We start from the raw sequence: 20,052 nt of genomic DNA on the forward strand, positions 1-20,052 counted from the left end.
AAAGCACTGCACTGGGAAAAGGAACCAATCAGCTTAATTTCTCTCTCAGTGCCAGGTTGATTCTGCCCATCTTGTCGATCTCGAGAACTTTTACTCTCACCTTGTCACCGATATTGACCACATCTTCTACTTTATTTACTCTGTCTCTGGATAATTTGGAAATATGAATCAGTCCGTCTTTGTTCGGAGCAAGCTGTACAAATGCACCGAAATTCATGATTCTCACAACTTCACCTTCATAGATAGCTCCGACCTCTACCGGCTCCACAATAAGACGAATCAGCTCCATAGCCTTATGAATCATATCCTGTTCCACGCCGCAGATATCCACTCTTCCGTCATCGTTGATATCAATCTTCACGCCGGTCTCATCAATGATGCCGTTGATAGTCTTGCCCTGTTTGCCGATGATCTCGCTGATCTTATCCGGCTCCACATGCATCTGCTGAATCTTAGGCGCGTATTTACCAACCTCCGGTCTTGGCTCGGCGATTACCGGCTCCATAACCTCAGTAAGAATGTACTCTCTTGCAGCCTTTGCCTTTGTGATGGCTCCTTTGATGATGTCCGGCGTCAGGCCGTGAATCTTGATATCCATCTGGATGGCAGTGATACCATCATGAGTTCCGGCAACCTTGAAATCCATGTCTCCAAAAAAGTCTTCCAGCCCCTGAATATCTGTAAGGATCAGATAATCGTCATCAGTATCTCCGGTCACAAGACCTGTGGAGATACCAGCTACCGGTTTCTTAATCGGAACACCAGCTGCCATCAGAGACAGGGTGGAGGCACACACGCTGGCCTGTGAAGTGGAACCGTTGGATTCCAGTGTCTCGGATACGGTACGGATTGCGTACGGGAACTCATCCTCGCTTGGCAGCACCGGTACCAGCGCCCGCTCTGCCAGAGCGCCATGTCCGATCTCCCGGCGTCCCGGTCCTCGGCTCGGCTTGGTCTCGCCCACAGAATAGCTAGGGAAATTATAATGATGCATATATCTCTTGGATGTTACATTTACATCTATGCCATCCACCTTCTGTACTTCGGATAACGGCGCCAGTGTTGTGATCGTCATGATCTGTGTCTGTCCTCTCTTGAACATACCGGAACCGTGTACTCTAGGCAGAATGTCGATCTCTGCGGACAGCGGGCGGATCTCGTCGATCGCTCTGCCGTCCGGACGTTTGTGATCTTTTAAGATCATTTTGCGGACAGTCTTTTTCTGGAACTTGTACACAGCGTCGCCGATCAGCGGCAGCCAGTCTTCATGCTCTTCCGCATATCTTTCTTCCAGTTTCTCCTCAATCTGGCGGATGTTTTCTTCACGCACCTGCTTCACATCGGTAAATACCGCTTCTTCCATGGCTTCCGGTGTAATGAACTCCACCATGTCGTTCCACAGTTCTTCCGGTGTGTCCACATGCTCATAGTCATGTTTCTCTTTACCGCACTCATCAACGATCTTCTGAATAAATGCGATAATCTCTTTGTTGACCTCATGAGCCTTAAAAATAGCGTCGATCATCACATCCTCCGGCACCTCGTTGGCGCCCGCCTCGATCATGATAACCTTCTCTGCGGTGGATGCAACGGTCAGCGCCAGGTCGGATACCTGCTGCTGATCCGCTGTCGGGTTCACGATGAACTCTCCATCAATGAGTCCCATCTGTGTGGCTGCGATCGGTCCGTCAAACGGGATGTCGGAAATACAGGTGGCAATGGAAGAACCGAGCATCGCTGTCACCTCCGGTGAACAGTCCGGATCCACAGACATCACCAGGTTATTTAAAGTTACGTCATTTCTGTAATCCTTCGGGAAAAGCGGACGCATCGGACGGTCAATGACACGGGATGTGAGCACAGCATGCTCGGACGCCTTTCCTTCTCTCTTATTAAATCCTCCCGGAATCTTTCCGACAGAGTACATTTTCTCCTCAAACTCCACGCTCAGAGGGAAGAAATCAATTCCTTCTCTCGGCTTATCGGATGCAGTGGCCGTAGACAGTACCACCGTATCTCCGTAATGCATAAATGCCGCGCCGTTGGCCTGAGCGGCAACTCTTCCGATCTCGACCGACAGAGTTCTTCCTGCCAGTTCCATGGAAAACTGTTTTATCATTCTGATACCTCCTAAATCCATTATGACAAACATAATACGGGAAGGTTAAAAAACACTGCCCGTATCCACGCATCATTGGGAAGGCTCCGAAACAACTGAAAAATACACTGTTCACCAATGTGCTTTTCAGAAGTCCCGGTCACGCACTTCCCATTGTTTGTCTGCTATATTATTATTACTATTGCCTAATCTTGCTTATTTTATCACACCGCGCAGAAGAATACCAGACTTTTTTTCTATTATATCCCTTTTTATTTTATTCCGGTTCTCATTGTTCTCTTCATTGACAACCCGGAGATTTCATTTTATCATACAATCATTATAAAATATTCCGGACAAGCAATCTGACAAATAATCTGATATTAAAAATAATTCGAGGTACTGCCATGAAAGAAACGCAATTATTACAAACACAGGCATACGATTATCTCATTGAACACATCAAAAAAGGAGAACTTCAGCCTGATACCATATATTCTCTAAATCAGCTGGCAAAAGAATCAGGATTTTCCCGGACGCCTTTCCGGGACGCCGTGCTGCGTCTTGAACAGGAACGTTATCTTGACATTCTTCCCAGCAAAGGATTTATTCTCCACAAAATGACAAGGGAAGACATTATCGAAACTTATCAGATCCGAAACGCCATCGAAGTCTACTGTTTCAAACAGCTTTCCCAAAACCTTCACACGGACCGGGGACAACAGTATTATAAAAAGCTCTCTTCCAAAGTTGACAGCCAGAAGGAGATTACTGAAACCACCTGCTCAACTGAAGATTTCGGCAGAAAAGATTATGAATTTCACCGCAGTCTTGTCCAATACGTGGGCAATGAATCCATGCTGGAAATTTACCGCCGGTTTATGTACCGGATCTTCTGGCTGAATGTCACCTCCTTCTCCAGAGAGGGACGTATGGAAGAAACTATCACAGAACATGAAGCATTTCTCCGGATGCTCCGGGAACATGATATGAACGGTCTGGAAAATATGGTGGAGCACCACCTGACCACCGCTCAGAATATCAATCTCAAACTTCTGGAATCCTAAAAAAAACAGCGGCCGCTATGCGAACCGCTGTTTTATAATTCTTTTTTTGATGATCAATCTTCAATCTCTGCAATGCAGACTACCTGACTGGAATCCAGCCCCTTGATGCGAAGCGGAGCGTTAAAGAATCTTGTGATCTTTGCTCCTTTCGGAATCTCGGATAAATGCATATCCTCCACGCCGGTCACAAACTTGCCTGTATAGTAACCAAGCATATGTCTGTGACAATCCGGCGGCAGCTCGCCTTCCGGGCATTTGGAAGAAGCGGAGCCGATGGCCAGGAAATCCATTCCGACTCCCTTAAGGTTCGGGAATTCCTCTGTCAGATAATCGCCGGCGCTCGGCGCAATGTAAACGCCTTCGTTCTGGTAAATGTTCTGATCGGTATCGCGGTATTTCTCCATGCCGGTGCGGATCAGCGCAAAAGATACTTTGGATAAAGTATCTGCAAATGGCTCCAGATCTTCTTTATAGATACCTTCTGCCGGTCCCTTCGGAATCTCCAGCAGCGCCACCTCCGTATGGCAGAAATACTCAATCGGCAGCTCGTTGATGCTGAGACCGTCCTTCACAAAATGTCTCGGAGCATCCATATGTGTGCCGCAGTGATTCGGCACTTCGGATATGAAGCTGCAGAACGGACAGTCATCGGAAACATCCGTACACTGTTTTACTTTGACAACAGGCTCACCCGGCCACGCGTAACCCTCCGGATCCAGTGGATGTGATAAAAACATAAACATAACAAAAACCTCCTTCTCAATCGTTCGATATTTGACTTGTGTACTTTATTATGCAGCCGGCAGACTCATCTTCCAGTCCCTTTTCTGCGGTTCTGCCGCCGGCAGCACATTTACTTCCTTATCAGAATCTCCGCCGCTTCTTTCAATGTACTATCCTCTCCCACGTTGCCCGGGAAGATGACATACGGCGTCTGCGGGAACTTGCTCTCATCGCCGGTCTGCCACACCGGAATGCCTGGTTTGATCTGTCCGAGCACATTGGCACGCTGCACAGCCAGCGCCTTCGTTCCCACATCCGAGGACGTGATACCACCCTTGGCGATAACAAAGCTCGGCACGATAGACAGACGGCCCACCAGAGACTGCACGGCGTCAGAGATGCGAACTGCCAGCCGCAGGTCGTCTTCTTTATCTCCGGTATCTGCGGTTATCAGCGTCCTGGTAGTGTATACACACACGGTCCTGCCGGAAGAAATGTACTCCTCTTCCAGAGCCAGACATCGCTCCACCTCTCTGGCAAAAGCCGCCTCGTCTCTCACCAGCCTGGCGTTAAGCTCCACAAAGGCAATGTCCGGAATCTCTTTTAACATCTCCATCTGTCTCGTGGTCTTTTCCGTGTGGGAACCGATCACAATGACGCCGCCGCTGTCGGTCTCCTTCACAACCATCTGCTCTCTCGTAAGCAGAGGCTGGTCGGACACCCCTCCCATGACCTTGACGATGGCTGCCGCCGTCCGGAACATGAAAGTCTTTCCTTTCGCCATGGCCCGGTACAGCGCCACACAGAAAATCTTTACATCCACGTAATCAATGGCGTTGACCACAATCTTGTTGAAATCCTCCACCGCCATGAGCTGCTCCTCTATCTTATCGAAGGCGAGAGCCCGGATATCTTTGAGCGAAATGGCGGTAACATTCTCCTTCTTATATACGCCGCCGGTCTTTTCCTCCACATATTCCTTCAGATCAGACACCGTGTAACCAAAGGTTTTGTCTTTTGCAAACTCTGTCTCCGCCGCAGGAACAAGCGTATCTCCGTACCGCACATAATGCACATCATCGATGGTATAGCGTCCGCCTTCCTTAAAGAATGGACAGAGAATCTCTCCATCTATCTTATTTCCCGTGTTTTTTTCGTATTCTTCCTTGAGGATAATAGTCTCCAGCGGATAATGTCCCCGCAGTGTGGAATCGCTGCGGCTGATGAAAATGTACTCTTTCCCCGTCTCTTTAGAGACCGCATCCATCGCCTTCGCGATCTCCCGGTGCGCTATTTCCGTCTGCGCCGCAGTGAATCCCCGCGAATTGGTCAATATGTAAAACAGTTTGTTTTCCTCGGCAAAGCCCTTTCTTATGCTGTCTTCAGACCAGTTCGTATAGACCGAAATATCATGGACCGTCTGCACTCCCGTCGGGTCGTCGTCCAGAACCACGATCTTCTTATTGCTGCCAGCAATCTCTTTTGCCAGCAGCTCATCCACCGCCTTCTCATTAACCGGTGGATATGATGATAAAATATCTGCTTTTAATGCCATATCAATCCTCCGCCTTTTTCACCTGCACATCTGCCAGAGCCTCGAAATACTGAACGATGCCTGCATGGTCATCATTCATATGTCCGTGTATCTTCAGTGTCTGCAGAATCTCATAAAGCTGTGCGGAATATGGAATCGGTACATCGAGGGCATGGGCAGTATTCACCACATTTTTGATATCCTTATGATTGATGGATATTTTGCCGCCAGGCACAAAATTTCTCTCCACCATCATCGGAACCTTCGCATCAAGAACGGCGCTTCCCGCCAGGCCGCCCCGGATGGCCTCATACACCTTCACCGGATCCGCTCCCGCCTTCGTCGCCAGCACAAAAGCCTCAGAAACGATGGCAATGGTATTATTGACAATGATCTGATTGGCAAGCTTCGTCACGGAACCGCTGCCGCTGTCTCCGATCAGTACGGCTGAGGAGCCCATAATATTAAAGTACGGCATCAGCGCGTCGAAATCTTCCTGCCTTCCTCCCGCCATGAACGCCAGCGTGCCGCCCACTGCTCCCGGCTCGCCGCCGGATACCGGAGCATCCACAAATCCAACTCCCTGCTCTGCCAGACGTTCAAAACATTCTTTTGATTCCACCGGCGTCACAGAGCTCATATCGCAGACTACCTTTCCCGGCGCAAGAGCAGAAGCCACTCCATCCTGTCCAAACAGCACCTCCTTGGAAATATCGCCATTTGGCAGAATCAAAAAAATGATCTCACACTGTCCGCCGATCTGAGCGTAACTGCCCGCTTCTGCACCGGCATCCACAACTTCCTTCACTGCTTCCTCATTGAGATCGCAGACCAGAAGTTCCACGCCGCCCTTCAGAAGATTCTTCGCCATGGGCCTGCCCATAATGCCAAGTCCGATGAACCCTACCTTACTCATCACTATCACTCCTCCCTTTTTTGAGCAGTATTACCAAATAATCCCTGCATTTTTCTTTCAGAACTATGCATTCATTATACGATATACCGGTATATCAGTCAAGGTTTTATTTTTAGCAATATGAGTTCTGCCTGGAGAACTTTTATATTACAGGAATTTATCATAGAAATTCCAGCGGAATTTCCTTTGACAAAAAAAGAGAGGAAACACCTCTCTTTTCCGGCGGCACACGCACCTGTGCGCCTGCCGTCAGCATTGGTATTTCCTCTTCTGTATCTGTTATTTGAAGTATTTTACTCCGCTCTCAAACAGCTTCATATTCTGTTTCACATAGATGTTCTTTGCCACGTATTCTCCCATACGCTCGGAGTGTCCCATCTTACCAAGGACACGGCCGTCCGGGCTGATGATACCCTCGATGGCGTAGTAAGAACCGTTCGGGTTATATTTGATATCCATGGTTGGAGTGCCCTGCATGTTGACATACTGGGTTGCCACCTGACCATTTTTAAATAATTTCTCGATCCACTCATCGCTGGCAACGAAACGTCCCTCTCCGTGGGATACCGGCACCGCATACACTTCATCGATGACTGCGCCTTTGAGCCATGGGGACTTGTTGGTAATCACCTTATTGTAAACCATGGTGGACACATGACGTCCGATCTCGTTGGTTGTCAGTGTCGGAGAATCATCTGTCTGCGGCACGATCTCGCCGTAAGGAAGCAGTCCCAGCTTGATCAGTGCCTGGAATCCATTACAGATACCCAGCGCAAGACCGTCTCTCTCCTGCAGAAGCTTCATAACCGCTTCTTTAATCTTCTCGTTGCGGAAGACGGAGGCGATGAACTTCGCGGAACCTTCCGGCTCGTCACCGGCGCTGAACCCGCCTGGGAACATGATGATCTGCGCCTGGGAGATGGCTTTCTCGAATGCATCCACAGACTCCAGAATATCAGATTCTGACTGATTGCGGAATACGATAGTCTCCACATCAGCTCCTGCCCGACGGAACGCCTTCTCAGAGTCATACTCACAGTTTGTTCCCGGGAAGACCGGGATGAATACCTTCGGCACGGCAACCTTATTCTTGCAGAAGAAGAACTCCCGGCTGCTGTACAGTGGCTGAGACATATTTCTTGTGCCGGCCTTTGTCTTCGTAGGGAATACGGACTCCAGCGGAGTCTCCCACGCCTCAAGCATCTCGTCAAAGGAAATCTCCACGTCGCGGATCGTAATGCACTCATCTTCATTTACCTGTCCGATATACGTGCAGTAGTCGCTGCCCATATCAGCGATGTGGGAGGTCTCAAGCTCCAGAAGGATGGAGCCGTAACGTTTTTTATTTAATTCTTCCAGTGGAAGATCGTCTACAATCTTCACGCCGTAGCGGTTTCCAAAGCTCATCTTGCTGATTGCCTCGATGAGTCCTCCCGGTCCCATGGCGTAAGCGGAAATGATCACTCCTTTTCTGGTGAGCATGTGAATTCTGTCATACAGCTCTCCTGCCTTCACATAATCCGGAATACCGAACTCATCAAACGGAATCTCCACGAGAAGAAGGCTGTTGCCCGGTTTTTTAAGCTCCGGAGATACGATATGGGAAGCCTTTGTATAGTCAACGGCAAAGGACACCAGAGTCGGAGGAACGTCGATATCCTCAAAGGAACCGGACATACTGTCTTTTCCTCCGATGGACGGGATGCCGAAACCTTTCTGCGCGTCATAAGCACCCAGCAGAGCCGCAAACGGTTTACCCCAGCGGTGCGGGTCTTCTCCCAGCCGCTCAAAGTATTCCTGGAATGTCAGGCGGATCTTTCTGTAGTCGCCGCCGGCAGCCACGATCTTGGCCACGGACTCAAGCACTGCATAGACAGCGCCGTGGTACGGGCTCCAGCTGGACAGATACGGATCAAATCCGTAGGACATCATGGTTGTCAGGTCTGTTTTGCCTTCCATCACCGGAAGCTTCGCCACCATGGTCTGGATCGGTGTGGTCTGAGTCTTTCCGCCGTACGGCATCAGGACTGTGGCTGCGCCGATGGAGCTGTCAAACATCTCCACCAGACCTTTTTTGGAGCAGACATTCAGGTCAGACAATGTATCAAGCCATGTCTTCTTCACATCTGTGATTGGCTCCTGCTTCTCGTAGTAACACTCTTCTCTATCCGGCATCTCCACAACAACATTGGTCTCCTGATGCGCGCCGTTGGTATCAAGGAATGCTCTGGACAGGTTGACGATCTCTTTTCCTCTCCAGTTCATCACCAGACGTTTCTCTTCTGTCACCTCTGCCACAGCAACAGCTTCCAGGTTCTCCTCTGCCGCATAAGCCAGGAACTGTTCCACATCTGCCGGAGAAAGAACTACAGCCATACGCTCCTGAGATTCAGAGATGGCAAGCTCTGTGCCGTCCAGACCGGCATATTTCTTCGGAACCTTATCAAGGTCGATCTGCAGACCGTCCGCCAGCTCACCGATGGCAACGGACACGCCGCCTGCGCCGAAGTCGTTACATTTCTTAATGAGACGGCTGACTTCCTCTCTGCGGAATAATCTCTGAATCTTTCTCTCGGTCGGCGGGTTACCTTTCTGCACCTCCGCACCGCAGGTATCGATGGAAGAAGTGGTATGTGCTTTGGAAGAACCGGTGGCTCCGCCGCAGCCGTCCCGTCCGGTGCGTCCGCCCAGCAGCACGATGATGTCGCCCGGATCGGAAGTCTCACGGATCACATTCTTTCTAGGAGCCGCTCCCATGACCGCTCCGATCTCCATACGTTTTGCCACGTAACCCGGATGATAAATCTCATCCACAAGACCGGTAGCAAGACCGATCTGGTTGCCGTAAGAGCTGTAACCCTGAGCTGCACCCACCGTCAGCTTTCTCTGCGGCAGCTTGCCCTTCAATGTCTCAGACATCGGCACGGTTGGATCTGCACAGCCGGTCACACGCATAGCCTGATATACATAGGAACGTCCCGACAGCGGGTCACGGATGGCGCCGCCCAGACAGGTGGCAGCTCCACCAAACGGCTCGATCTCTGTCGGATGATTGTGCGTCTCATTTTTAAAGCTGATCAGCCATTCCTCGGTCTTATCCTCGAACTCCACAGGAACGACGATAGAACAGGCATTAATCTCGTCACTCTCTTCCATATTGTCAAGGATGCCGTCTTTTTTCAGCTTCTTCATGCCCATGACAGCCAGATCCATCAGACAGATAAACTTATCCTTTCTGTCTCCGTAGACATCGGCACGATCCTTCTTGTATTCTTCAAATGTATTCTCAAACAGCTCCTTGTAGGCGCCATCCTCGAAAGTAATATCCTTTAATTCCGTAGAAAATGTAGTGTGACGGCAGTGGTCAGACCAATAGGTATCCAGTACGCGGATCTCCGTCATGGTCGGATCGCGGTGTTCTTTGCCGCGGTAGTAATTCTGAATGTGCAGGAAATCCTTAAATGTCATGGCAAGCCCAAGAGAATCATAAAGATCTTTTAATTCTCCCTCAGGCATATCCTGAAATCCATCAAAAACCGAAACATCTGCCGGCTCCTCGTACTCCATCACCAAAGTCTCCGGTTTGGTCTCGTCGGTCTCTCTGGAGTCCACCGGATTGATGCAGTATTCCTTGATCTTATCAAACTCTTCGTCTGTGATCGCTCCGGACAGCACGTAAGTGGTGGCGGAACGGATGATCGGTTCTTCCTTCTCATTTAAAAGCTGCAGACACTGTACAGCAGAGTCCGCTCTCTGGTCAAACTGTCCCGGAAGATATTCCACACTGAATACGCGGTCACCTTCGTCCATCGGAAAACTTTCCTCATATATATAATCTACCGGCGGTTCAGAGAAAACGGTTCCCTTCGCCTTCTGATAGGTCTCCTCGGAAACGTTCTCCACATCATAGCGGATCAGTACTCTGACTCCCTGAATATCTTTCAGAAACAGATAGGACTGCAGTTCTTCTGCCAGTTCTTTTGCCTTCACCGCGTAATCCGGTTTCTTTTCCACATACACTCTTCTTACCTGATTCATACTTACCTCCAAAATCTATAGAAACATCCATTTTCAAAACCTGCCGCCCATAAAATTCTTTTTTCTCCGTGACAGCAAATCCGGGCATAGTTTCTCCTATTCATGATAACATTTTTTGCCGCTCTTTCAACCCGGTTTTTCCTTTTTCACAAAAAAAGGGAATATTGACGAAAAATGCGGATAATTCCAGTTTTTTTTGGACATTTTACTACCAGCATACTGTTTCTTTTCTTTTTATACCGCCGTTTTTCCGTCCGCCGGACGCACATTTTTCCGATATGCGGCGCGGATTTCACAGTTGACCTTTTTTAAAAAATTATATATCATGTACATGATATTGGTATCATACCGTTTGTAAATCCGCCAGACTGACATAAAAGTCTGGCCGGCACACCTGCGGCATTATTATCTTACAATTTTATTATTTTATAAATGAAGGAGACTACCATGGAAAAGATTGCAAGTTTTACTGTAAATCACCTGGATCTGATTCCGGGCGTCTACGTATCCAGAAAAGATTATGTGGGAAAAGAAGTTCTCACCACCTTTGATCTGCGCATGTGCGCGCCGAACCGCGAACCGGTAATGAACACTGCCGAGCTTCACACCATCGAACATCTGGCCGCCACCTATCTGCGCAACGAGCCGGACTGGAAAGAAAAAATCATCTATTTCGGACCGATGGGATGCCGCACCGGCTGTTACCTGATCCTTGCCGGCGATTACGAATCCAAAGACGTGGTAAGCCTGGTCCGCGATACCTTCCGTTTCATCGCGGAATACGACGGTGAGATTCCGGGCGCAGCTCCAAAAGACTGCGGTAATTATCTGGACCAGAATCTGCCGATGGCAAGATTCCTTGCCAGAAAATATCTGGCCGAGGCGCTGGAGAACCCGACTGAACAAAATCTGGTGTATCCGGAATAACAGCTTATCCGGGACGCCGGCTTTCGGAATGGCGCATCCCCATAATTTTTTTATGCAACACCCTGAATCCTGCATAATATTTTTCTTTTTTCACATACTACTTCCTGAGCCCCATGCGGCGAAAACGGCAACGCGGCTAAAGCAGTCATTTTAGCATGGGGAAAATCTTTTTAGCGATACAGGAGGAAATGTATTATGAAAAGTTCAAAACAGACTTATCAGGAAGTGGCGGAAGCCTGCAGCAAATATGATCCGGTTTCCAGTGAATACGCAGCCAAAAACTCCAGCTGCGACTGCAAAACACCGAGCTGCTTAAACTGTGTGCATTTTGATAAAAATGAACACTGCGTTCTCGACCTGTACGATCAGATCGTAGAGCGGATCCGCTGACAACTCATCGCATTGTAAAAAAGATACTAAAATGACGGCCGGCAGAGACATAACGTGTTTCTGCCGGCCTGTTTTTTTGCTGGTAAACCGGATAACAGACATTCACCCCTTCACAAAACATTTCTTTTCATCAATATCAACCAGGATGATATCCACGCCAATTTTGACGACACATCCATAGGGAATCCTGTATTCCCCTTTTTTTCCCATACAGCCGCAGTATTTGCTTCCCACGGGAACGAAAAGACAGGTAATACATCCATTTCCAAGATCGATCTCAATATCTCCCACGCATCCCAGTCTTCTTCCGTCTTTGCAGTTGATCACTTCCCGGTTTCCAAGTTCCCAAAATCGAACATGCATAAAAAAGACTCTTTTTTTCAGTATATTCCATTCATGCTGATTGGTTCCTCCGCATAATTTTTCATCCAGTTGAGCATATCGTTAAAAATGATCTCTCTGTCAGGATCTCCCTGCAGCTCATGGCGGATGCCGTCATACAGTTTCATTTCTATACAGCATCCTTCTCCGGAAAGCCTGCCATATATCTCTTCGATGCCCTTTCCAAAGTTACCGATGGGATCATCCTTTCCGCTGACCAGAAGTATCGGCAGCTCTCTATCAATCGAATGATACCATTTTTTTGTGGAAACCAGTTCCAGCATCTTAAAAATATTTTCGTAGGCACTTAAAGTAAATTGAAACTGGGAACGTTTGTCAGCGCCATAGCGTTCCCTGACATCTTCATCGGCACTGAACCAGGAAAGGTAATCTCTCTCACCACGGTACTTCCTGTTCAACCGCCGGTATATCATATTTTCCACCAAACGGCTCCGGTGATTGAGACCTTTAAAGCGCCGCATCACTGCCGTAAACAGAATAGCGCGCCGGCAATATTTCTGGCGGCTGCTGGTGCCCGAGAGAATGACTCCGTCCCAGTGGGACTCGTGGAGGCAGCAGAGCCTCGTTACCAGAGAGCCCATGCCATGTCCGTACAGGAAAAACGGAACGCCCGGATACTCTCTCCGGATATAGGAAGCCAGCCTCTTCACATCTTTCACAAGACAGGACCAGCCGTCCTCTTCCTCCAGCTGCCCCAGATCCTCCTCTCTGGAAGATCTGCCGTGACCGATAAAGTCACAGCCACATACCATAACGCCATGATCTGTGAAAAACTGAATCAATTCTTCATTTCTTTCTATGTAATCTTTCCATCCGTGGGTAATCTGCAGGATCGCCCTGAGATCGGTTTCCGGTTCAAATATATAATAATGAATTCTGTTTTTATGATTTGCACTGCGGTATGTACCGCGGAATTTTGAATATGCCATTGTTTTCTCCATCCATCTTCTCTTATATTTCTTTATACATAATACACCCAAAGTATGAAAAAAAAAGACTGTTTCCCTTGCGTTTTTATTAAGGGAAACAGCCTATTTTATGAATCCTGTTACAAAACGTTATAAAATTGTAAAGATTACAGAATTACTTTCGCCGGACATTTCTCGGCGCACTTGCCGCAGCCGGTACATTTGCTGTAATCGATATGGGCAATATTATTCTCCACGGTGATGGCGTCGTATTCACAGTTCTTCACACAGAGCTTACAGCCGATACATCCGGCGGAGCAGACTTCTTTCACTGCCTTGCCGAAAGCTTTGGAGTTACATGCCACCTTATGCTGCGCGCTGTACGGCACCAGTTCAATTAAGGATTTCGGACAGGTCTCCACACATTTTCCGCAGGCCACGCATTTTTCTTTGTCCACCAAAGCAATACCGTTTACAATGTGGATCGCATCAAAATCGCAGACTTTCACGCAGCTGCCGAATCCGGTACAGCCATACTCGCAGGCCTTCGGGCCGCCGCCAGGCACGCTGACAGCCGAAACACAGTCCTCATTGCCAAAATATTTATATTTGGAGGAAGCCTTCTCGCAGGTTCCCGCACATTTAACAAAAGCAACCTTTTTTTCCATATCACCGGCTTCCACGCCCATGATCTCTCCAATCTTTGCCGCCACGGCCGGACCGCCAACCGGACAGGCTCCTACTGCCGCCTCGCCCTGAGCGATAGCCTTAGCCAAAGCGTCACAGCCGGCAAAACCACAGCCGCCGCAGTTGTTGCCCGGCAGACATTCTCTTACTGCGATTTCCTTTTCATCCACAGGTACTTTAAACTTCTCGGAGGCAATGCCAAGAAGAATGGAAATCACAAGACCTGTTCCTCCGACAACAGCTGCCGCAAGAATAATTCCAGTTACACTCATCTTTTTTCCCTCCTGTTAAATAATACCTGAAAATCCGAAAAAGGCAATGGACATGAGCCCTGCCGTCACAAGAACGATCGGCATGCCTTTCCATGAAGCAGATATCTCATTGTATTCCATTTTTTCCCGGATACCCGCAAGAATAACGATGGAGATAGTAAAACCAAAAGAAATACCAAAACCATATATTGTGGATTCCAGAATGTTATAACCATAGGTTACAGAATTTAAGGCAACGCCGAGTACCGCGCAGTTGGTGGTGATCAGCGGAAGATATACACCCAGCGCCTCATAAAGAGACGGCACAGATTTCTTCAGGAACATCTCCACGAACTGTACCAGAGCAGCGATGACAAGGATAAACACGATCGTCTGCAGATACTCAAGCCCTAAGGTTACAAGAATAAATTTATAAATCAGCGATGTTATGAATGCCGATATTGTAATAACGAAGATAACGGCAACGCCCATGCCCAGAGCCGTATCCACCTTTTTGGACACGCCGAGGAACGGACATAAACCTAAGAACTGACTGAGGACAACGTTATTTACAATGGCGGAACTGATAATGATCAATAACAAAGTTTCCATGCTCTTTTTCCCTCCTATTCGTTATCCTTCTTCTGGTCAACGGTCATATCGAAGAAGCTGCGGCTTCCACAGGCACTGTTGGTACACTGAGAGCAGTCTCCGCAGCCGCCTGATGTCTTCGGCTGACCAGGTTCCTTCGGTTTGCGGTTCTTGATCTTATTCTGGATGGCAACCAGGCATGAAAGTACAAAGAACGCGCCGGGAGCCAGAATAAAAATGGTGATCGGTGTATAGAACGACTCAGACAATACGGTAAGACCAAAAATGGTTCCTGCTCCGAGAAGCTCACGGAACGCACCGAGAATTGTCAGGGAAAGGGTAAATCCAAGTCCCATACCAAGACCATCGAAGAAAGAATTTACCGGACCATTCTTTCCGGCATAAGCTTCTGCACGGCCAAGGATGATACAGTTAACCACGATCAGCGGAATGTACACACCGAGAGAATCATTGACGGACGGCACATACGCCTGCAGAAGGAACTGCACGATGGTAACCAGCGATGCAATAACAACAATATACCCCGGAATCCGGACTCTCTCCGGAATAAAATTTCTGAGAAGTGAAATCACCAGGTTGGAAAACATCAGCACGGCTGTTGTGGACAGTCCCATACCGATACCGTTGATGGCGGATGTAGTCACCGCCAGAGTCGGACACATACCAAGGGTGAGCACAAGAGTCGGATTTTCTTTGATGATACCATTAACAAGTCTTTCGACAGGATTGTTTTTCATCTTTAGTTCCCCCCTTCTAATGTATGGAAATAGATGATACAGCTGTTCATGGCGCCGGCCACAGCCTCACTGGTGATGGTCGCACCGGAAATGGCGTCGATCTTGGCGTCATCGTTGGCGCCGGATCCGTCTTTCACTACTGTAAACGCATCTACATTTTTATCTGCAAACTGGCTTGCCCACTCTTCATTTTGGGCGTTCATACCAAGGCCGGCGGTCTCGTTGATGGAAAGGATGGAATAACCGTTGACCGTTCCGTCTGCCTGAATTCCGACAGTGAGGGAAATGTCTCCGCCATATCCTTCCGCCGTAGTCACATTGAATATATATCCAAGACTCTCTCCGGAAGCGTCAACTGCTTCTACCACGGAAGTGATTTCATCATCGTCATGACCGGCAATGGGATTCTCACCGGACGCCAGTACTTCTGCAGCCGCTTCCTGAGAAAAGCCTTCTACTTCCGTGAAATCGGCAGCCTCCGGAAAGACAGCCGCGTAAGCTTCCATCTGCGCCTTTTCTTCCTGGGCTGCGATCGGCGCCTTTGTGATACCGTAGACTGCGCCCAGAGCCGCGCCGGCAATCACCGTGATGGTCACCAGTTTGATACAATCTTTAATCAATGCATTCATTATTTCTTACCTCCTTTTCCAAATGCGGCAGGAGTAGTAAATCTCTCGATCAGAGGCACCAGCAGATTGCAGAAGATGATCGCATAAGATACTCCCTCTGCAGAGGCCCCGAAGAGACGAAAGATTCCTGTAAAAATACCCAGCAGGATACCGAATACAATCTTTCCGTTTGATGTGATCGGAGAAGTAACGTAATCGGTCGCCATGAAAAATGCACCAAGCATCAGACCACCTCCGAAGAGATGCCCCGCAAGATATGTCATATCAAATCCATGTCCGCCGAACAGCAGCACAAAGATTCCGAGAGTCACGATATAGCACACCGGTATCTTCCAGCTGATGACTCTGCGTGCGATCAGATACACGCCGCCGATGATCAGCAGCAGGGCGGAAGTCTCGCCAATGGTTCCCGCAGTCAGTCCCAGAAACATATCCTGAATATTAACCGCTTCTCCCGCTTTTAATGCCGCCAGAGGAGTGGCGGAGGTTGCAGCATCGAAACTGCCGCCAAAACCGTTATAGGAGAAGTCTGTCATGATTCCCGCAAAGGAAATGAGCAGGAAACAGCGGGCGCCCAGCGCCGGGTTCATGAAGTTCTGTCCCAGACCGCCAAATACCTGTTTTACAACAATGATGGCAAACACGCCGCCGATCACCGGAATCCAGAACGGAACCTCCGGCGGCAGGTTCAGTGCCAGAAGAAGTCCGGTCACAGCCGCGCTCAAATCATTGATGGTTATTTTTTTATGCATGAAACGCTGCCACACATATTCACTGACCACACAGGTAAGAATACAGATGACAGTATTGATAATCGCTTTTACGCCGAAATTCCAGAAGCCAAACACGGTGGCCGGAAGCAGCGCAATCAGTACATCGCGCATAATGCTCTGTGTAGAAGCCTTATCCCTTACATGAGGATTGGCTGACACGTTATATAATTGTTCGTTCATTTTTCACCTCTCCTTATGCTATGCTTTCTTCCGTCTTAAAGCCAGCGCCTCCCGGCGTCCGGTCTTCATGGACTGGGTTAATCTTCTCTTGGCAGGACAAACGTAGGAACAGCATCCGCATTCCACACATTCGCATCCGTTTAATTTATCAAACAACTCAAAATCACCGTGATCTGCCACTTCAGACAGCTTCGTCGGCATCAATCCCGCAGGACAGACTTCCACGCAGCGCCCGCAGCGGATACAGTTGCCCGGTTCACAGGCAGCCACTTCGTCTCTGGTGAAACATAACAGCGAGGAAAATGTTTTGCCGCATGGCACATCGAGAGTGCCCAGAGCCATTCCCATCATCGGTCCTCCGGAGATGACCTTTTCCGGTTGATTTTTAAATCCGCCGGCCGCTTCCACTAACTCTGCCGCGTTGGTCCCGACCTTTACTTTAAAGTTGCCCGGACTGTTCACTGCGTCTCCGGTCACTGTCACCACTCTCTCATACAGCGGTTTGCCCATGGTCACTGCTTCATGTATAGCAATGGCAGTAGCCACGTTATCCACAATACACCCGGCATCTGCCGGCAGCATACTGGAATTGACCGAGCGTCCCGTCACCGCATAGATAAGAGAACGTTCTGCTCCCTGCGGATATTTGGTCTTGAGCTCTGCAACCTCAATACGGGATTCTCCCCGGCATAATTCTTTCATCTTTGCGATAGCTTCCGGTTTGTTATCTTCTATTCCAATGACACCCTTCGCTTTTGGAAAAAGAGACAAAATCAGATTCAATCCGGAAAAAATCTGTTCCGGAATCTCCATCATGCAGCGATAATCCGCTGTAATATACGGTTCACATTCCGCACCGTTTATGATGATGGTGTCAATCTTGTCCGGCTCCTTCGGAGAAAGCTTCACATGCGTAGGAAATCCCGCGCCGCCCAGGCCCACGATACCAGCGTCTTTTACCGCCTGTATGATGGCTTCCGGCGTCCGCTCCCCGATCGGAGTGAACGGAACCTGCTCATACTCTCCGTCATTTTCCACAACGATACAGTTCACCTTCGCCCCGGAAACTGTCACACGAGGCTCTATGGCCTTCACTGTTCCGGAAACAGAACTGTGGATGTTTGCAGAAACAAAGCCTGCGGCTTCCGCGATTCTCTGGCCGACCAGCACCCTGTCGCCCTTAGCCACACAAGGAGCTGCAGGAGCACCGATATGCTGGCTTACAGGATAGACCATCTCTCCCTTTGGAAGGTACTCCAGTATCGGCTTATCCTTACTCAGTTCCTTACCGTCATAAGGATGGAGGCCGCCTTTAAATGTCAGTAGTCCCATTTTTTAACCTTCTTTCTTTCATTCACTTTTTGTCGCTACATCTACAATTATAAAGAAATCTGTCAGATTGAAGTAAGCTAAACTTAATAATATAGTAAAAAAAAACGAAAATCAAGGTACGTTAATTAAATAGCAAACAATCAAAACCTTTATTTCCTCGCCGCACAAAAAACCCATGGGGTTTCTCCATACTTTTATACAAATACCAAATCAAAAGTCAGAAAATTTCTTGTTAAATGTATTAAAAATAAAACAAAAAATTATTTAACTCACCATATTTTTGTTAAATTTATATCAATTTTAATTCGTTGCAACAAAAAAAGAGCTGCTGCCAAACACAATATCTGCCGGGAATAGCACATTTTCATGTCAAGAATATCCCCTGGGGAATGCGTCTGGCACAGCAGCTCTCTGTTTTCAATTTTATCTGGTAATCACATCAAAATCCGCATTGTCCGTCTCTCCGTCAGAGGAGACAATTTCCACCACCACCCGGTGCGGCAGACAGACAATAGATTCTCCCACATCAGAAATCGTGGCGTGATTGACACATATCTTATCCGGACAATCAGCGTCGGTCATATCCGCCTGGCCATCCCTGATCTTGAGGGTATTGTTTCCTCCAATCCCCTCAATGCGGATTGTATCGTCGCGTTCTAAAGGATATTCTCCGATAACCGTTCCATCCACTGTTACCTGAACGGTATCCCCGCGCTCTCTCCCGGCATAAAGCCAGAGAAGTCCGGCGGCAGCGATTATCAGAAAAAACAGGATCAGAAACATATCCTGTTTTCTGAACACTCTAGTTGAATCCGATCCATTTCTGCGCAATCTTATATCCTCCCATTGTCAGCTTATGGGACAGCTTGCCATGAGAACTGGAAAACTTGCCCAGAAGGGAATGTTTGAGAATCTGATATGCATTAGGCGATTGCTCGTTCAGATATTTCCAGACATCGTCTCTCATCTTTATAGATTCCTCTGTATTCATCTTCATAAGTAAAACAGAAGTAACCATCATGATCGTCTCAAGATAATGCTGCATATATTCTTCCAGCTGCGGGTAGGAAAAACTGCCTTCATGTTTGGCATAGATATCTATCATGATCTTATTGACCCGGATCTGCTGGTCGATACGGGACATCATAATCTGTTCATTGACCGACTGGTCTTCCCGTCCAATGAAATACCGGTAAAAATCTGTATCCAGATAAAACATTTTCCTCACATAAGGAAGCGGCCAGTATACAAAAATATTATCCACATAGAAAGTATGCTTCGGGAGTTCAAAACCACAGTCACGCAGAAGCTGCGTGCGGTAAATCACCGAATGCATCAGGATATTCTGGCTGACGCCGAAATGCCCGATCTCTTCCCATCCAAAAAAACGATTCTCCGGCAGAATGGACCGGTACTGAATCACTTTTTTTCTTTTGGCTCCCTGTTTTTCATACACATAGTTGGAAATAAGCATATCAAGAGGTTCTTCTTCTTTTACCGCCTGACGCAGAAAAGAAAGCACTCTCTCGTAAGATTCCTGATCTACCCAGTCGTCACTGTCCACCACTTTATAAAAGAATCCGGACGCATGACGGAGTCCGGCGTTCACCGCCTCCCCGTGTCCTCCGTTTGGCTGATGCACGGCCCGCACAATAGACGGGTAGTTTTTTGCATACTCGTCTGCAATCTGCGGGGTCGTATCCTTCGAGCCGTCATCAACAATAAGAATCTCCACTTCTTCCCCGCCAGTCAACAGGCTGTCAATGCAATTCCTCATATAATCCTCTGAATTGTAACTCGGGATTGCTATGGAAAGTAGTTTCATAAATAATCTCCTTCTGATATTCT

At 48.2% G+C, this 20,052-nt stretch carries 18 protein-coding genes; 3 read left to right on the forward strand and 15 right to left on the reverse strand.

Annotated elements, in window-relative coordinates; translation table 11 throughout:
* Positions 1 to 28 precede the first annotated feature (28 nt).
* Positions 29 to 2,119, reverse strand: coding sequence for a polyribonucleotide nucleotidyltransferase (locus B5F87_RS03180; protein ID WP_087276661.1), 2,091 nt, complete (start codon positions 2,117 to 2,119; stop codon positions 29 to 31).
* 386 nt (positions 2,120 to 2,505) lie between these two features.
* Here B5F87_RS03180 and B5F87_RS03185 point away from each other — a divergent pair, with 386 nt between their 5' ends.
* Complete coding sequence (locus B5F87_RS03185; protein WP_087276663.1) at positions 2,506 to 3,165, forward strand: GntR family transcriptional regulator; 660 nt, start codon at positions 2,506 to 2,508, stop codon at positions 3,163 to 3,165.
* Positions 3,166 to 3,218: 53 nt separating this feature from the next.
* Here the strand turns inward: B5F87_RS03185 and B5F87_RS03190 are convergent, their stop codons facing one another.
* From B5F87_RS03190 to B5F87_RS03205, 4 genes are all read right to left on the reverse strand, one after another.
* Positions 3,219 to 3,908 (reverse strand): cyclase family protein, encoded by a 690-nt coding sequence (locus B5F87_RS03190; RefSeq protein WP_087276666.1) that lies wholly within the window; start codon positions 3,906 to 3,908, stop codon positions 3,219 to 3,221.
* Positions 3,909 to 4,018: 110 nt separating this feature from the next.
* Positions 4,019 to 5,443 carry a four-carbon acid sugar kinase family protein gene (locus B5F87_RS03195; protein ID WP_087276669.1) on the reverse strand — a complete coding sequence of 475 codons (1,425 nt, stop codon included), beginning with the start codon at positions 5,441 to 5,443 and terminating at the stop codon, positions 4,019 to 4,021.
* A gap of 1 nt (position 5,444) precedes the next feature.
* A complete protein-coding gene (gene garR, locus B5F87_RS03200; RefSeq protein ID WP_087276672.1) occupies positions 5,445 to 6,338 on the reverse strand; it encodes a 2-hydroxy-3-oxopropionate reductase in 894 nt (297 codons plus the stop codon).
* 279 nt (positions 6,339 to 6,617) lie between these two features.
* Complete coding sequence (locus tag B5F87_RS03205; protein WP_087276674.1) at positions 6,618 to 10,376, reverse strand: phosphoribosylformylglycinamidine synthase; 3,759 nt, start codon at positions 10,374 to 10,376, stop codon at positions 6,618 to 6,620.
* 447 nt (positions 10,377 to 10,823) lie between these two features.
* Here B5F87_RS03205 and B5F87_RS03210 point away from each other — a divergent pair, with 447 nt between their 5' ends.
* Both B5F87_RS03210 and B5F87_RS03215 read left to right on the forward strand, forming a co-directional pair.
* On the forward strand, positions 10,824 to 11,303 hold the full coding sequence (locus B5F87_RS03210) for an S-ribosylhomocysteine lyase (protein ID WP_087276677.1): 480 nt from the start codon (positions 10,824 to 10,826) through the stop codon (positions 11,301 to 11,303).
* A 195-nt stretch (positions 11,304 to 11,498) separates the two neighbouring features.
* On the forward strand, positions 11,499 to 11,693 hold the full coding sequence (locus B5F87_RS03215) for a hypothetical protein (protein ID WP_087276680.1): 195 nt from the start codon (positions 11,499 to 11,501) through the stop codon (positions 11,691 to 11,693).
* Positions 11,694 to 11,795: 102 nt separating this feature from the next.
* On the opposite strand, the gene B5F87_RS03220 is transcribed toward B5F87_RS03215, so the two are convergent.
* The 10 genes from B5F87_RS03220 to B5F87_RS03265 all read right to left on the reverse strand — a co-directional run bounded on the left by B5F87_RS03220 (position 11,796) and on the right by B5F87_RS03265 (position 20,029).
* Complete coding sequence (locus B5F87_RS03220; RefSeq protein ID WP_087276683.1) at positions 11,796 to 12,056, reverse strand: YlmC/YmxH family sporulation protein; 261 nt, start codon at positions 12,054 to 12,056, stop codon at positions 11,796 to 11,798.
* Between the two features lie 17 nt (positions 12,057 to 12,073).
* Positions 12,074 to 13,024 carry an alpha/beta hydrolase gene (locus tag B5F87_RS03225; protein WP_158096933.1) on the reverse strand — a complete coding sequence of 317 codons (951 nt, stop codon included), beginning with the start codon at positions 13,022 to 13,024 and terminating at the stop codon, positions 12,074 to 12,076.
* Between the two features lie 146 nt (positions 13,025 to 13,170).
* A complete protein-coding gene (locus tag B5F87_RS03230; RefSeq protein WP_087276689.1) occupies positions 13,171 to 13,962 on the reverse strand; it encodes an RnfABCDGE type electron transport complex subunit B in 792 nt (263 codons plus the stop codon).
* 15 nt (positions 13,963 to 13,977) lie between these two features.
* A complete protein-coding gene (locus B5F87_RS03235) occupies positions 13,978 to 14,553 on the reverse strand; it encodes an RnfABCDGE type electron transport complex subunit A (protein WP_087276692.1) in 576 nt (191 codons plus the stop codon).
* A gap of 14 nt (positions 14,554 to 14,567) precedes the next feature.
* Positions 14,568 to 15,290: an electron transport complex subunit E gene (locus tag B5F87_RS03240; protein ID WP_087276695.1), complete on the reverse strand. Its 723-nt coding sequence runs from the start codon at positions 15,288 to 15,290 to the stop codon at positions 14,568 to 14,570.
* A 2-nt stretch (positions 15,291 to 15,292) separates the two neighbouring features.
* The gene (locus tag B5F87_RS03245) at positions 15,293 to 15,919 is read right to left on the reverse strand and encodes an RnfABCDGE type electron transport complex subunit G (RefSeq protein ID WP_087276698.1); all 627 of its coding nucleotides are present in this window, start codon (positions 15,917 to 15,919) and stop codon (positions 15,293 to 15,295) included.
* Positions 15,919 to 16,872 carry an RnfABCDGE type electron transport complex subunit D gene (locus tag B5F87_RS03250; protein WP_087276701.1) on the reverse strand — a complete coding sequence of 318 codons (954 nt, stop codon included), beginning with the start codon at positions 16,870 to 16,872 and terminating at the stop codon, positions 15,919 to 15,921. Before B5F87_RS03250 ends, B5F87_RS03245 begins: the two co-directional genes overlap by 1 nt.
* A gap of 18 nt (positions 16,873 to 16,890) precedes the next feature.
* Positions 16,891 to 18,204 (reverse strand): electron transport complex subunit RsxC, encoded by a 1,314-nt coding sequence (gene rsxC, locus B5F87_RS03255; RefSeq protein WP_087276705.1) that lies wholly within the window; start codon positions 18,202 to 18,204, stop codon positions 16,891 to 16,893.
* Between the two features lie 423 nt (positions 18,205 to 18,627).
* The gene (locus tag B5F87_RS03260) at positions 18,628 to 19,035 is read right to left on the reverse strand and encodes a NusG domain II-containing protein (RefSeq protein ID WP_242964236.1); all 408 of its coding nucleotides are present in this window, start codon (positions 19,033 to 19,035) and stop codon (positions 18,628 to 18,630) included.
* Entirely contained in the window at positions 19,007 to 20,029 is a 1,023-nt protein-coding gene (locus B5F87_RS03265) for a glycosyltransferase family 2 protein (RefSeq protein WP_087276708.1), read from the reverse strand. The genes B5F87_RS03260 and B5F87_RS03265 overlap by 29 nt, the downstream gene beginning before the upstream one ends.
* Positions 20,030 to 20,052 lie beyond the last annotated feature (23 nt).

Source organism: Eubacterium sp. An3 (assembly GCF_002159465.1).
Classification (GTDB): Bacteria; Bacillota; Clostridia; order Lachnospirales; family Lachnospiraceae; genus Anaerobutyricum; species Anaerobutyricum stercoris.

Bases quoted from the DNA above. Each gene is read 5' to 3' on its own strand.
- B5F87_RS03215 (WP_087276680.1), top strand. From the start codon at position 11,499: ATGAAAAGTTCAAAACAGACTTATCAGGAAGTGGCGGAAGCCTGCAGC.
- B5F87_RS03225 (WP_158096933.1), bottom strand. From the start codon at position 13,024: ATGGCATATTCAAAATTCCGCGGTACATACCGCAGTGCAAATCATAAA.
- B5F87_RS03240 (WP_087276695.1), bottom strand. From the start codon at position 15,290: ATGAAAAACAATCCTGTCGAAAGACTTGTTAATGGTATCATCAAAGAA.
- B5F87_RS03195 (WP_087276669.1), bottom strand. From the start codon at position 5,443: ATGGCATTAAAAGCAGATATTTTATCATCATATCCACCGGTTAATGAG.
- B5F87_RS03230 (WP_087276689.1), bottom strand. From the start codon at position 13,962: ATGAGTGTAACTGGAATTATTCTTGCGGCAGCTGTTGTCGGAGGAACA.
- B5F87_RS03210 (WP_087276677.1), top strand. From the start codon at position 10,824: ATGGAAAAGATTGCAAGTTTTACTGTAAATCACCTGGATCTGATTCCG.
- B5F87_RS03190 (WP_087276666.1), bottom strand. From the start codon at position 3,908: ATGTTTATGTTTTTATCACATCCACTGGATCCGGAGGGTTACGCGTGG.
- B5F87_RS03250 (WP_087276701.1), bottom strand. From the start codon at position 16,872: ATGAACGAACAATTATATAACGTGTCAGCCAATCCTCATGTAAGGGAT.
- B5F87_RS03265 (WP_087276708.1), bottom strand. From the start codon at position 20,029: ATGAAACTACTTTCCATAGCAATCCCGAGTTACAATTCAGAGGATTAT.
- B5F87_RS03185 (WP_087276663.1), top strand. From the start codon at position 2,506: ATGAAAGAAACGCAATTATTACAAACACAGGCATACGATTATCTCATT.
- B5F87_RS03180 (WP_087276661.1), bottom strand. From the start codon at position 2,119: ATGATAAAACAGTTTTCCATGGAACTGGCAGGAAGAACTCTGTCGGTC.
- B5F87_RS03245 (WP_087276698.1), bottom strand. From the start codon at position 15,919: ATGAATGCATTGATTAAAGATTGTATCAAACTGGTGACCATCACGGTG.
- B5F87_RS03205 (WP_087276674.1), bottom strand. From the start codon at position 10,376: ATGAATCAGGTAAGAAGAGTGTATGTGGAAAAGAAACCGGATTACGCG.
- rsxC (WP_087276705.1), bottom strand. From the start codon at position 18,204: ATGGGACTACTGACATTTAAAGGCGGCCTCCATCCTTATGACGGTAAG.
- B5F87_RS03235 (WP_087276692.1), bottom strand. From the start codon at position 14,553: ATGGAAACTTTGTTATTGATCATTATCAGTTCCGCCATTGTAAATAAC.
- garR (WP_087276672.1), bottom strand. From the start codon at position 6,338: ATGAGTAAGGTAGGGTTCATCGGACTTGGCATTATGGGCAGGCCCATG.
- B5F87_RS03220 (WP_087276683.1), bottom strand. From the start codon at position 12,056: ATGCATGTTCGATTTTGGGAACTTGGAAACCGGGAAGTGATCAACTGC.